We start from the raw sequence: 14,187 nt of genomic DNA on the forward strand, positions 1-14,187 counted from the left end.
CCTTATATTTCGACAAAAAAACCCAGACAGCAGTTGACTGCTATCTGGGCTTTTTGTTGAAACATTTAAGCTAAAAATGCAAAGTATGCAACGAATACAAAGAACAATGCATACATAATCGGATGAATGTTCTTTCCTTCGCCTTTCACCAACATTGTGATTGGATACATGACAAATCCTAGTGCAATACCAGTTGCGATACTGTACGTCAGCGGCATCGCAATAATCGTTAAGAATGCTGGCACAGCGATTTCAAATCGATGCCACTCGATCTTACCGAGCACACCTACCATTAGAACTCCCACGATAATTAAGACTGGTGCCGTAACGGCTGGTGTAACAACAGCTAATAATGGTGAGAAGAATAAAGCTAGCAAGAATAGTCCAGCAGTGACAACGGAAGTGAAACCTGTTCGACCTCCCGCCGCTACACCTGATGAAGACTCGATATACGCTGTTGTTGTAGATGTACCTAGAACAGCGCCAAGTACCGTTGCAGATGAGTCAGCAAACAACGCTTTACCTGCACGAGGTAGCTTATTGTCTTTCATGATTCCAGCTTGCGTAGCAACAGCAATTAACGTCCCGGCAGTATCAAAGAAATCAACGAATAAGAACGTAAGAACGACAACTAGCATATCGATCGTCATTAAATCCCCAAGGTGACCGAGTGCTACACCGAACGTTGGCTCAAGACTTGGAATACTTCCAACAACGTTATTCGGAATCGGAACCTGGTTAAAGATCATTCCAACGATGGCTGTGATCAGCATCCCGTAGAAGATGCCTCCGTTTACGTTTCGAACCATGAGGATGACAGTAATAATAAGTCCAAAAACAGCTAGCAAGGTTGAACCTGATAGAAGGTCCCCTAACTGAACAAGGGTAGAGTCGTTATTTTCAACGATTCCAGCACTCTTTAGACCGATGAATGCGATGAAAAGTCCGATCCCGCTCGCTGCCGCGTATTTCAATTCCATCGGTATGGCATTGATAATCATTTCTCGTATTTTGAAAATCGTAATGATAATAAAGATAAGTCCTGATACTAATACGCCCGCAAGCGCTGTTTCCCAAGGTACACCCATGACAGTGACAACGGAATAGGTGAAGAACGCATTTAATCCCATTCCAGGTGCTAGCGCAATTGGATATCCTGCGAGCACACCCATGATCAACGTACCGAGTGCCGCTGCCAGAGCAGTCGCAGTGAAAACGGCTCCCTGGTCCATCCCAGCATCAGCTAGGATAGAAGGATTAACAAATAGGATGTATGCCATCGAAAGGAACGTTGTTAACCCCGCAATCGATTCCTTTTTGTATGTTGTGTTGTGTTCTTGAAAGCGAAAAAATCGATTCATCTGTAAATCCCCCTTATTTTTGCATCCATCCTTCTATTTATCTTGCCCAAAAAAGAATAAAAAAAGCTCCGGGTTCTCTACCCGGAGCGGACTAATAGGAAAAGAAAGATCGCAAACCGTCATGCTTCAAGAGCCAAACGATTCACTTCCCTCTCTGTTTCCTTCGTAGTCAGGTTATTTACGGTAACCTGGTAGAGACTTTCGGGCCTTATTCCCGATGTTATACGATGGACTTTCGTTCTTTTATTTACGTTTGTAGTGTATCAATTACTTTCATTCGCGTCAACAGCAAATCCGAACATTATCTGTAAATTAATACTATTTGTTCGTATTTACTCCCACTCAATCGTAGCAGGTGGCTTAGAAGTAATATCGTACACGACGCGGTTCACATGATCCACTTCATTCACGATACGAGTTGAAATGATTTCAAGGATATCGAATGGAATGCGTGCCCAATCGGACGTCATCCCATCAATCGATGTTACGGCACGAACACCAATCGTGTAATCATACGTTCTCGCGTCTCCCATAACACCAACACTACGGAAATCAGGAAGGGCCGTGAAGTATTGCCAGATATCACGATCAAGTCCTGCTTTTTTGATTTCTTCACGAAGGATCGCATCTGATTCACGAACGACCTTCAACTTCTCTTCTGTTACTTCTCCGATAACACGGATACCAAGCCCTGGTCCTGGGAACGGTTGTCTCCATACAATTTCATCTGGTAGACCAAGCTCTGTACCCACTTTACGAACCTCATCCTTAAATAGCATGTTCAATGGTTCGATCAGATCAAGCTTCATATCTTCAGGAAGACCACCTACGTTATGGTGGGATTTAATCGTTTGGGCAGTGGCAGTTCCACTTTCCACAATATCTGTATAAAGCGTTCCTTGAGCAAGGAATGACATATCTTTAAGCTTTTCGGACTCTTCTTCAAACACATAGATAAACTCATTTCCAATGATCTTACGCTTCTTCTCAGGATCCGTTACCCCTTTAAGCTTTGATAGGAAACGATCAGCAGCATCGATTTTGATAAGGTTCATTTCAAACCCTTCACCAAACGTTTTCATCACACTGTCTGCTTCGTTTTTACGAAGAAGGCCATGATCAACAAACATACATGTTAACTGATCGCCGATCGCTCGGTGAACAAGAGCAGCTACGACAGAAGAATCAACTCCGCCGCTTAGTGCACATAGTACATTCTTGTTTCCAACAGATTCGCGGATTGTCTCAATCTGCTCATCGATGAAGTTCTCCATCGACCAGTTCCCTTCACATTCACACACTTTATAAACAAAGTTCTTCAATAGTTCATTCCCGTGCTCTGTGTGACGAACTTCAGGGTGGAACTGAACACCATAAAGATTGCGAGAAGAATCGCTCATTGCAGCCACAGGACATGATGGGTTCGTTGCTGCAACATCAAATCCTTCTGGTGGAGCTTTAACAAGATCTCCGTGGCTCATCCATACCGATTGTTCTTCAGGAAGGCCGTCATATAATGGCGATTGGTGAGTAATATTCAACATTGCTTTACCGTACTCACGGTGTGTTGCTGCTTCAACACTTCCACCAAAGTGATGAGTCATAAGCTGCATACCATAACAAATGCCAAGAACCGGAATGCCAAGCTCAAAAATTTCCTCATCACAGCGAGGTGCTCCTTCACCGTATACGCTGTTTGGGCCACCTGAGAAGATGATTCCCTTAGGGTTAATCTTCTTGACCTCTTCTGCAGTAATGGTATTTGGATGCAATTCACTGAATACACCAAGGTCACGAATACGTCTTGCGATTAGCTGATTGTACTGCCCACCAAAGTCGAGGACAATAATGGATTCCTGTTCTTCTAACATCTAATTCCCTCACTTCTATTTAGTCTTCTGTAGTTTTGTCTACTATAGCTATAACTACGCTAATAAACAACCCGGTAACATATAAAAAAAGCCAGAACTCTGCCATGGTACAAAGGCAGAATCCTGGCTTTAACTAGGAAAATCTGCCTTCATAGTCAGATCATTTACGGTGATCCGGTAGAGACTTCTGGGCCATATTCCCAGGGATATACGAAGGTGACTCTTATTCTCGCTAAAACTATGGATTCATTCTATCAACCGTCTATACAGCGGTCAAGATTGCATCTTTTTAATTAAATTTTCCCATAATTCCTTCATTTCGTTCCACCCAGATTCTGAAGGTTTACCACGATAATGATTTTCCTCATAACGCCTTGTTAAAGCCTTCATATCCTGCGTTCCAAGTTGATGGTCGACTTTCACCGCGTACTCCCGTAAAGTCTGACCTTCCCCTCGCTTAATACCATGTAGTTCTAACAACCATAGTAGTCTAAAGTAAGCTTCTGAAAGTGCTTTGCTGTCATCTCGTCGTTGATATTTACGAAGGAAGAACCGCTTGACCCACTTCTTGTAATTTTTAAAAGCATAGATAATAAATGCTACCAATACAATAAGTAGACCAATCGTATGCCAAACTGTCCATTTCAATGATAATGAAAATCCTTCAGAAGAACCTTGCTGCTCATTCTCTTGCTGTTGACTTTGAGGCTGTTCTTCCTCAGGAGTAGTTGGTTCAGCAGCTTCTTCTTCTGCTCCACCCTCTTCATTATAATCGGAAACAAAATCAGCTAAGCTTGAAAAGCCCCGGGTTGGCTCAAACGGCACCCAACCTACACCAGAAAAGTAAGCTTCTACCCAGGAATGGGCGTTGTTGTTCGTAACTTCATATTCACCGTAGTCACCATTCGTGCTTACGTAGTCTCCTTCAGTAAAACCCTTTACCCAACGAGCCGGTATATCAAGACTTCTCAATAGGACCGTCATAGAGCTTGAGAAATTATCGCAATATCCCTTTTTACTTTCAAAAAGAAATTGATCAACATAGTCTTCATCTTGATCAGGGACCGATACATCTTTCGTTTCATAGACAAATCCATTACCAACAAAGTAATTTTCGATTGCTCTTGCTTTATCGTATGGATTGTCTTCTTCGGCGACGATTTGTTCGGCAAGTTCAGAAACACGATCTGGCAGCGTTTCTGGTAACTGGAGATACTGATCCCGTAATTGTTCTGGATACTCTACAGGTGCTTCCTTAAGAAGTTTCTCTGAAAAAGTTGGTCTCTCATAAGACAAGGAGTAGTTATCGAGTACAAATGGGTCAGCTAACTTTTGGGTAAATACTTTACCAGAAACAATGTTCGACAATAATTGAACATCTTCTGGTGCTTCGATATCTGTCACTTGTCCAGGATGAATGATAAAATCATACTCCACATTACCACTCATCGACAGTCTTGCATCTAATCCTTCGACCTCAACGCTTTCTTCGTAAAGACGGTCAGTTCTACCCTCAAAATTCCTTCGATCAGGGAGAGAGACGTCCCACCCTTTACCTGTGTACACATCTTTTGTTTCTACGCGCCAATACCCTCTTGCTTGAGTTTCCGCACTAAAAACAGGTGTATCATCTTCAATGAAAGGACCGCCTAGTCTAGAATCATCTTCATCATATCCAATCTTACTAATGCCATTTCCTTTCGCATCGCTGCCCTCTTCATATTCTGTTGATTTCTTAATAAAAGGCACAGGATCCGGCCACTGCGGTTCTGCCTTCGGTGCGATATAACCAAATAGAGAAGAGAACGTAATGATCAAGACCAGAGGCATAAGCCAGAAGACAGGAAATCTACCTTTAGAGAAGGTAACGCCCTCTTGCTCTTGGATTCTTAGAATCTGTAGTAACCCTAACAAGACAAACCCAATCATAATGATGCGAATAATCGCGATATCTGCGTTATATGCAGTGAAGGTATCGATAACGGATATATAAACAATCGTAACGACTAGAAAGAGAAAAATCCTTCTTGTTTGAATAAGCCAGTACTGCATGAGATAACTGATCAACCATAATAAAATAAAGAATAAGAGTGTTCGAAATAGATTGGATAACTCTCCCCAACTTGTATCGAACATCAAGCTTATATTTTGGCCGACATCCGAAAGAAAATAATCGAACCACATCATCTCAAAAAAAGCACCAGGGAAGAATAGCGAATGAAGCGCATAGATCATCGCAATCGCTTTAATAGGAAACGACAGCCAGAACGGAATTTGAAAATAGGACATCAGAAACAAAAATGCTGTAAATAGAATAAACACTTCTGTTTCCCCAGTATTTGAAATCACAGCAAGCGGTCTTAACCATTCCCAAAACAAGAGAAAACCTAGGCCATAAAGGAGAAGGGAGTACATCCAGTCTAATTTCTGATCAGCTTGTTGCACGTTTCCCACCTCCCTTTAACTCCTCGTTAAAAACCTCACCTGATATAGCATGAACCTTCACTCCGAATTGGATGAGTTTGTTCAGTTCAGCCTGCTCAGCGAGTTTAATATTTTCTGTAACGTAGAAGAATTCTACTTGTACTTTTCTCGAAACGACTTCTTTCAGTGTAGAAAGAAACGCACCATCAAGAGAAGGACTCACGATAAACACACCTGTCCCTGCAGGAAAATGATGCGCTTCTCTTTTGATAACGGTATCGAACGATGTCGTTCCGTTCGGACTCACTCTAGCAAGATGGTGAAAAATTCTTCTACGCTGGGCCTTTCCACCGTTCACACTTAAAACCGTATGATCTTTCCCTGAGGAAACGATCCCCATCATCGCATTTTGTTTCAATGCAGCATGCGTGATCGAAGCAGCAAGTCGAACTGCCTTCTCAAACAGTGGTGAGTAATCACGTCCGAAGTGCGTTTCCTCGCGATCTAGAAACAGCATGAAGTCCCTACTAACCTGTTGTTCAAACTGCTTGGTTAATAGTTTCGAGCTTTTTGCAGTTGCTTTCCAATCGATCCAAGACAACTTGTCTCCAGGTACATAATCCCTAACGCTTACGGCTGTTGAATAGTCAAAATCCGCTTTTCTTGGAGAAGGCCTTGTCCCTGAAAGTTGTTGGCGATATGGCGTCCACGTAATCGATTGGTAGCTTGGAAGAACATAAACAGATTGCTCTGCTTTTAAACGTTTTTCATGTTGAACAAATCCAAACATATCCCCCGCTTTGCACCGCAATGAATGAAACCGATATTCTCCTCTTGGAATAGGGTTGATGACATAAGAATACGTCAATTCCTTCCGAAACATGGGGAAAAGAAGTGCGAGCGACCCTCTCTGATACCGAGACGAATCTTCTGAAGCAAGCGGAAACAAACGCTCAGGTAAGAGATCTTCTACGATTAAATAAAAGAGGGGAAAGCGGTTTGCACGCTTAACCTCAACAGTTACTTTAAGTTCTTGACCATCTATCAATTCTGTTTTATTGACTGTTCTCGTCATCCGTATGCCATCCAGCGGATAGAAAAGCAATGTGAGGGAGTAAATGACGAAGGGAATAAACGTATAGAAGAGAAACCAGCTAACAAATCCACCTTGAAACATCGCATAGGAAAAGGTGATAAGAAGAAGAAAAATTAAAAAGAAGAATTTCAAAACTCGATTTTGTGAAAGCTTCTCTCTCATTTCACTTTCTCTTCCCGGATGATCGGAACTTTTACTCGTTGAACGATCTCTTTTATGATTTGCTCAGACTGCTGACCTTCAAAAGCAGCTTCTGACTTTAACAGCACACGATGTGATAACACATAAGGTGCTAAATATTTGATATCATCTGGAAGTACATAATCACGATTACGCATGAAAGCATAAGCCTGGGCTGCTTTCATCAATGAAAGAGACCCACGAGGACTAGCCCCTAAATAGATAGACGTATTATGTCTCGTTCTACTTACGATATCGATGATGTACTGTTTAACAGATTGCTCAACGAACACCTCTCGTACTTTCTTCTGCATACTGATCAACTCATCAATTTCGAGAGCAGACTCGATCGAGTCAATTGGATGACCATGCTCTGTTCTATTCAACACTTCGAGCTCTTCTTCAGGTGATGGATAGCCCATCTTCAACTTTAATAGAAAACGATCGAGCTGCGCTTCAGGTAGCGGATATGTCCCCTCATACTCGATTGGGTTTTGTGTTGCCATAACAAAGAAAGGTTGAGGAAGGATATGCGTTTCACCATCTACCGTCACACTGCCCTCTTCCATTCCTTCTAAAAGCGCGGATTGGGTTTTCGGCGACGTACGATTGATCTCGTCCGCAAGAATAATGTTTCCTAGAAGTGGTCCTTTTCGAAACTCAAACATCATTTCCCTCTGATTAAATACAGAGACCCCCGTTAAATCAGATGGCAACAAGTCAGGTGTGAATTGAATCCGATTAAATCCAGCACCTACCGACTTCGCAAGCGCTCGAACCATCATCGTTTTTCCTACACCTGGAACGTCTTCTAAAAGAACATGGCTACCGGCTAACAGTGCAACTAAACTTAGCTCGGTTACCTCCCTTTTTCCTACCATTACATTTTCAATATTTTCTATGACTTTTTTCACAGATGGTTGGTACGTATCGTACTGGTACTCTGAGCTCATGAACGATTCCTCCATTAACCTCTATCAAGGTAGTTGTATTCAATATAGGTATCTTTTCCTATTACATGCAATGTCTAAATACTCATACCCTTATTGTAACAAAAATAGGAAACGACACGTTAATAAGTTCCTCTATTTTCACACAATTACAAAAACAATATATGGTAGTTCCTGTAACTTACACCCGTTTTCTCTACGTATAATAGGGAATAGTAAGCCTATACATTCTTTATTTGATATCACAATCATGTTTTTAGAAGAAAGGTGATCCATGTGTCGATTGTATTGAAACGGATCTATGAAGAGGAAAAACCTCTAGGAGGTCATCGTGTGCTAATAGACCGAGTTTGGCCGAGGGGGATTTCCAAAGAAAATGCTAACCTAGATGAATGGATGAAAGACATTGCCCCAAGCTCTTCGTTACGTAAATGGTTTTCTCATGACCCTGATAAATTCGAATCATTTAAAGAAGCATACATAAAAGAAATTAATGAAAGCTCAAATGCAATGTCAAAACTAAATGAGTTGAAGAACATAGCGATTGATAGAAGGGTTGTCTTGCTTTACGGAGCTAAAGATACGGTACACAACCATGCTGTTGTTTTGAAGGAAATGATTGAGAAGTAGAGTTCTATTTGGAATTACGAACTACAACAATAGGCTCCGAGGTTACTCGGAGCCTAAATGGATAGCATCTATCTTCTAGCACCATACGCTACTTTTGTCTAAACCACTCTGGCTGATGAAATCCTTTAAAATCTTCTTCAATTACCTTTCTAAACTCATCAGATCTTACTGCTTCTTCAATATCCTTAACGTATTGCGCATCTTTATCTTCCGTGTTGACCACCACCTGATTAATAATATCTTCAGGTAACTTATCTTTTACAATCGCTTCGTTTAGATCCATTCCTGCTGCAATCGCGAAGTTTCCGTTCACAGCTGATACATCGACGGCATCTAGTGTCCTCGGTAACTGTGCTGCTTCAACAGGTTTAAAGACGAGCTCTTTCGGATTTTTCGTAATATCTTTTACAGAAGCGCGAAGAGGATCAACATCCTCATCAAATTCGATCACCCCATTATCTCTTAGCACTGTTAACCCTCGTGCTAGATTCGTAGGATCATTTGCGATCGCTACCGTACTACCCTTCTCGATCTCATCTAACGAATCATAGTTGTTCGAGTAGATGCCGATCGGAGCAGTAGGCACCCTAATCACGCCGCTTAGCTTCATATTGTTTTCTTTCGCAAATGCGTTCATATACACTTCGTGCTGATATAAATTTGCATCGATCGAGCCGCTTTTGAGTGCTAGATTCGGCTGAACATAATCATTAAATTCCTTAATCGTGACCGAGTACCCTTTCTTCTCCAGGTAAGGTTTGACGCCTTTTTCTAGCATATCGCTATAAGGAATCGTTCCTCCGAGAACTAACTCTTCTTTCTCTACATTACTCGCTTTACTTCCCTGACCTCCACATGCTGACAACAATCCGACCGTCACGAGAAGAACGATCATCGTTAACACATTTTTCTTCATTTAAATGACTCCTCACTCTATTTTTTATCTACTGTTTTGGCGATAAAATCACCGAAATATTGAACGAGCTGAACAATGACGATCAATAGGATAACGGTTGTGAACATGACCGTATCGTCATAACGGTAATACCCATAGCGAATCGCTAAGTCACCGATACCTCCACCGCCGATCGTCCCAGCCATAGCTGAATAGCCTATCAAACTGATGGCAGTTATCGTAAGTCCTGTAATCAAACCAGGTTTCGCCTCTGGCAAGACGATGTGCCGAATGATCATCCACGGAGAAGCACCCGCTGCGACAGCAGCTTCGATGACGCCTTTGTCAATTTCACGCGCAGCCGATTCTACGATTCTTGCATAAAACGGGATTGCCGCTACGGAAAGCGAAACAGAGGCTGCCATAGGACCAATTGTGGTACCTAATAGGAGACTCGTTACCGGTAGTAAGAATACGAGCAAGATGATGAAAGGGACTGAACGAATCAAATTGATGATGATGCCAACCGCTTGCTTCACCCATTTATTCTCTAGAAACAACCCTTCATCCGTAATAAACAAGATGACACCTAGCGGGAGACCGATGACCACCGCGAACAACAATGCGATCCCTACCATAATCAACGTTTCAAAGAACGCGACATTTAGTTCAGGCAAGAGCTTGATAATGTGGTCCATCATTAATCACCTCCACGTTGTTTACTCGCTTCTCTAAATAAGAAATCGCTTGATATACTTCAGTGTCATCGCCACTGACATCCATAATGAACACACCGAGTGGCGTATCTTGGATGTATTCAACTTTTCCATGCAGAATATTGCCTTTCACTTTGAATCTCTGTAACATATCAGAAACGACCGCATCGGTTGCTAGATCTCGGAGAAACATGAGTTTAACAAGCTTGCCTTGGACTTGTTCCATCAACGAATCTGGAAGACGAAATTCAAGCACGTTTTGGATGAATGTCTTTGTTAATTCATCTTTTGGATTAGAAAAGATATCGAACGTCGTACCAGATTCAACCACTCTCCCTTCTCGCATCACCGCACACCGATGACAGATTTCCTTCACCACTTCCATTTCATGAGTAATGATCACGATCGTTATTCCTAGCTTCTTATTGATATCCTTCAGCAATGAAAGAATGGATTTCGTCGTATTTGGATCAAGTGCGGACGTCGCTTCATCGCAAAGCAACACCTTCGGATCGTTTGCTAACGCTCGAGCAATACTCACCCTCTGTTTTTGTCCACCGCTCAATTGTGATGGGTATTTCCTTTTCTGATCAGTGAGCTCCACCACACTCAACAAATGATCCACCTTTTCCTCAATTTGTTTTTTACTCACACCGGCAGCCAGAAGCGCGAATGCTACATTCTCATAGACGGTTTTTGAAGTAACCAAATAGAACCCTTGAAATATCATGCCGATCGATTGCCTTGCTTTTCGAAGGTCTTTACTCGATAGCGAAAGTAAATCGACATCATCGACATGAACGGATCCTGTTGTAGGTCTTTCCAACACATTTATAAAACGAAGGAGCGTACTCTTCCCTGCACCGCTATACCCAACGATCCCAAAGATTTCTCCCTGGCTAACGTTAAGTGACACGTTATCGACAGCGACAATCTTCTCTTTATTCCCGTACTCTTTCGTAATATCTTTTAGTTCAATCATCGTACGACTTCCTTACGAAAAGCATAGGCTTTCCCTGGATGATCATCTGGCAGTCTCGCTTCTCCGTCGAACAGTTTTTCACGAAGGGTGCCTTCTTCATACTCCTCTTTATATAACCCGCGTTTCTGTAATTCTGGAACAACTAACTCTACGAACGCCTCTAAATCTCCTGGTGATACAAGATGATTTAAATTAAATCCATCCACCCCTGAAGCTTCGAATTGAAACTGGATCGCATCTGCTACCTCAGCAGGATTGCCGACGATCACACTATTTCGGTCGATCGATTCAAAACGATTTAACACTTCTCTAACGGTCAGCTTCTTCGGGGCATCCTTCGTCAACGTCGCTGCTTTATACTGACCACCTTCTGTTGTTTTCTTATATTCAAACGGTTCATCTGGGTCCATTTCTTCAAATTCTGCTACATCATACCCACTTGCGCCGTATTGTGCTTTGGCAGCGTCAGCACTCCAAACTTTGTTGTATTCCTCAAACTTCTGCTCAGCTTCCTCCGTTGTTTCACCGACAATTACGCTTAAAAATGAGAAGATCTTTACGTTATCAGGATTTCTTCCATGCTTAACGGCACGCTCACGAATATCCTCGGCATAATACCGGATTCGCTCTGGTGTAGGACCGCCAACAAAAACACACTCCGCATGCTTTGAAGCAAATTCGCGTCCCTTCTCGGATGTTCCAGCTTGATAGATGACAGGCGTTCGTTGTGGCGATGGTTCACTAAGATGAGGCCCTTCTACACTAAAATAGTGACCTTCATGATCGATTTCATGAACTTTGTATGGATCAACAAGCGTATCTGTTTGATGATCTTCAACAACCGCTCCATCCTCCCAACTGCTCTCCCACAATTTGTAGGACACGTCCATATACTCATGAGCGATATCATACCGTTCATCATGACGAATCATCTTATCGAGACCAAAGTTACGTGCTGCATTCGGTAAATAAGACGTCACAACATTCCAGGCAACTCGCCCTTTCGTTAGATGATCAAGCGTCGAAAACCTACGGGCATTTCCAAACGGTGCTTCGTATGTCGTACTCACCGTTACAGCGAATGAGAGATGATTCGTGACACTTGCCATCGCTGGAACAAGAAGAGCAGGATCGTTGATTGGAACTTGCAACCCGTCACGAATCGAAGGATCTTTACTTTTTTGATAAACATCATACACACCGAGAACATCCGCAAAGAAAATCGCATCGAATTTCCCTTTCTCTAACGTCTTAGCAAGATCGATCCAGTAGTCTAAGTCTTTGTATCTCTGATGACGCTTGCTCTCTGCATGTTTCCATAGCCCGTGTGAATTGTGCATCGAACTGTTCATGTCAAACGCATTTAAAATAATTTGTTTACTCATCTCTCCATACCTCCACTCTTTTTTTAAGACGCAAAAAGGCCTCTTCATAAGAAAAGAAGAGGCCTTGAAAAAGCAACTGTCTTTTCTTATCCTTCAAGCATTGCTTGCTGGAATTGGCACAGTACTCATGCGAGTCTGTTGCCGAGGCTTCAAAGGGCCAGTCCCTCCACCTCTCTTGATAAGAAAGTTTGTTTTATGGAATTTAACGATGAATATACAGCACCGATTCATGACCTGTCAACAAGATATCAAAAAATTATTTCTTTTCTAATTACTTGTTGACATTGGATTAATTTGTCTTTATTCTATTCTTTAACGCGCTAATACATTTATCTAGAGTCAGGGGAGGAATCTGGTCCAACGATCCTGCAGCAACCGCTTATCTTAAGCAAGGTGCTCATTCCAGCAGACTTTTTGTCTGAAAGATGAAGCTTGTATGGTTCGAATCATGGAGAGCCTAAGTCTACTTTCAGCTGAAAGTAGACTTTTTTTGTATAGAAAAAAAGGAGGATACTGATGCCACTCGTAACTGAAAAACAGCCAAACTTAGAAGAAGACGTCAAAGAACTTGTAGAACGGTTTAAAACAAGAGCCGCCAAATACGATGAAGAGGAAAGGTTTCCTTACGAGAATTTCGAAGACTTAAAGGAGAAGAATTTTCTATCTCTCACTGTGCCAAAAGAATACGGAGGCTACGGTCTTAACCTGTACGAGTTCTTGAAAGTTCAAGAACAGCTAGCATCAGGTGATGGTCCTACGGCTCTATCGCTCGGCTGGCAGCTTGGCGTCATATTAGAAATCGCTGAATTAAGAGCGTGGGATGAAGCTGTATTCTCTAAAGTGTGCGAGTTGATCGTAAACGAAAAAGCACTCTTAAACCTCGCGCAAACAGAAAAAGCGACCGGCAGTCCTTCACGCGGAGGCATTCCTCTTACGACTGCTACCAGAACGACAAACGGCTGGTTGATCAATGGACGGAAATCGTTTACGTCGATGGCGGTGGCTCTGGATTATTCGATCGTGACCGCCGATGTGGACCAAACCGGTAAGAAAGGGTATTTGCTGATCGACCATAAGCTAAAAGGTGTTCAGGTCGAGGAAACGTGGGATAGTATCTCGATGAAAGGTACGAAGAGTGATGATCTCGTTCTACATAACGTCCATGTTAAACCTGAAGATCTATTGGTAATCGAGGAGAATCACAAGGCATCCCCGAAAGGATGGTATCTTCAGATTCCCGCAGTGTACCTTGGCATCGCAACGTCAGCCATGGACTACACGGTAGAATTCGCCTCCTCCTTCTCTCCTTCCACTCTTCCTGGACCTATTAAAGATGTCTCGGAAGTACGTAGGAAGATTGGGGAAATGCAGTTAGAGATATTCAACGCGAGAGAAGTTCTTTACTCTGTCGCAAAGCGATGGAGCGAAAACCCTGATAAACGTCATAATATGGGGTCTGATTTAGCAGCAGTGAAGCATATCGTAACAAATAGCGCAAACCGGGTCGTAGACTTAGCGATGCGTGTGGTCGGTGCTAGAAGTCTCTCTGCCAGCAACCCATTACAGCGGCACTTTCGAAATGTGCGAGCAGGGCTTCATAACCCGCCGACGGACGATGCGATTGTGTATAGTCTTGCAAACAGCGTGTTTGATGACTAAGTACGTGTTATAACACTAGTTTAGGAGCGTGAAAAAAG

The 14,187-nt window shown here is 42.5% G+C and carries 11 protein-coding genes and 4 riboswitches; of the genes, 2 read left to right on the plus strand and 9 right to left on the minus strand.

Annotated elements, in window-relative coordinates; genetic code table 11:
• Positions 1-65: 65 nt before the first annotated feature.
• From SJY16_RS19445 to SJY16_RS19465, 5 genes are all read right to left on the minus strand, one after another.
• Positions 66-1,361, minus strand: coding sequence for an NCS2 family permease (locus SJY16_RS19445; RefSeq protein ID WP_377891803.1), 1,296 nt, complete (start codon positions 1,359-1,361; stop codon positions 66-68).
• Between the two features lie 146 nt (positions 1,362-1,507).
• A riboswitch (purine riboswitch) is annotated at positions 1,508-1,609 on the minus strand.
• Between the two features lie 84 nt (positions 1,610-1,693).
• The gene (gene guaA / locus SJY16_RS19450; RefSeq protein ID WP_377891805.1) at positions 1,694-3,232 is read right to left on the minus strand and encodes a glutamine-hydrolyzing GMP synthase; all 1,539 of its coding nucleotides are present in this window, start codon (positions 3,230-3,232) and stop codon (positions 1,694-1,696) included.
• Between the two features lie 132 nt (positions 3,233-3,364).
• Positions 3,365-3,466: riboswitch (purine riboswitch) on the minus strand.
• 39 nt (positions 3,467-3,505) lie between these two features.
• Positions 3,506-5,677: a transglutaminase TgpA family protein gene (locus tag SJY16_RS19455; protein WP_377891808.1), complete on the minus strand. Its 2,172-nt coding sequence runs from the start codon at positions 5,675-5,677 to the stop codon at positions 3,506-3,508.
• A complete protein-coding gene (locus SJY16_RS19460) occupies positions 5,664-6,914 on the minus strand; it encodes a DUF58 domain-containing protein (protein ID WP_377891811.1) in 1,251 nt (416 codons plus the stop codon). The genes SJY16_RS19455 and SJY16_RS19460 overlap by 14 nt, the downstream gene beginning before the upstream one ends.
• Entirely contained in the window at positions 6,911-7,885 is a 975-nt protein-coding gene (locus tag SJY16_RS19465; protein WP_377891813.1) for an AAA family ATPase, read from the minus strand. The genes SJY16_RS19460 and SJY16_RS19465 overlap by 4 nt, the downstream gene beginning before the upstream one ends.
• A gap of 273 nt (positions 7,886-8,158) precedes the next feature.
• On the opposite strand from SJY16_RS19465, the gene SJY16_RS19470 reads away from it, so the two are divergent.
• Complete coding sequence (locus tag SJY16_RS19470; protein ID WP_377891816.1) at positions 8,159-8,512, plus strand: DUF488 domain-containing protein; 354 nt, start codon at positions 8,159-8,161, stop codon at positions 8,510-8,512.
• Between the two features lie 88 nt (positions 8,513-8,600).
• On the opposite strand, the gene SJY16_RS19475 is transcribed toward SJY16_RS19470, so the two are convergent.
• From SJY16_RS19475 to SJY16_RS19490, 4 genes are read right to left on the minus strand one after another with little or no spacing between them, the layout of a single operon-like run.
• Positions 8,601-9,428, minus strand: a complete 828-nt coding sequence (locus tag SJY16_RS19475; RefSeq protein ID WP_377891818.1) for a MetQ/NlpA family ABC transporter substrate-binding protein — start codon at positions 9,426-9,428, stop codon at positions 8,601-8,603.
• A 17-nt stretch (positions 9,429-9,445) separates the two neighbouring features.
• Positions 9,446-10,108, minus strand: coding sequence for a methionine ABC transporter permease (locus tag SJY16_RS19480; protein ID WP_377891821.1), 663 nt, complete (start codon positions 10,106-10,108; stop codon positions 9,446-9,448).
• On the minus strand, positions 10,077-11,105 hold the full coding sequence (locus SJY16_RS19485; protein ID WP_377891824.1) for a methionine ABC transporter ATP-binding protein: 1,029 nt from the start codon (positions 11,103-11,105) through the stop codon (positions 10,077-10,079). The genes SJY16_RS19480 and SJY16_RS19485 overlap by 32 nt, the downstream gene beginning before the upstream one ends.
• A complete protein-coding gene (locus SJY16_RS19490) occupies positions 11,102-12,490 on the minus strand; it encodes an LLM class flavin-dependent oxidoreductase (protein WP_377891826.1) in 1,389 nt (462 codons plus the stop codon). Before SJY16_RS19490 ends, SJY16_RS19485 begins: the two co-directional genes overlap by 4 nt.
• Before the next feature lie 83 nt (positions 12,491-12,573).
• A riboswitch (SAM riboswitch) is annotated at positions 12,574-12,675 on the minus strand.
• Between the two features lie 141 nt (positions 12,676-12,816).
• A riboswitch (SAM riboswitch) is annotated at positions 12,817-12,922 on the plus strand.
• A gap of 84 nt (positions 12,923-13,006) precedes the next feature.
• Here SJY16_RS19490 and SJY16_RS19495 point away from each other — a divergent pair.
• Positions 13,007-14,149: an acyl-CoA dehydrogenase family protein gene (locus SJY16_RS19495; RefSeq protein WP_377891828.1), complete on the plus strand. Its 1,143-nt coding sequence runs from the start codon at positions 13,007-13,009 to the stop codon at positions 14,147-14,149.
• Positions 14,150-14,187: the final 38 nt, after the last annotated feature.

Origin of the sequence: Alkalihalobacillus sp. R86527 (assembly GCF_042466185.1) — a bacterium.
Classification (GTDB): domain Bacteria; phylum Bacillota; class Bacilli; order Bacillales; family Guptibacillaceae; genus Guptibacillus.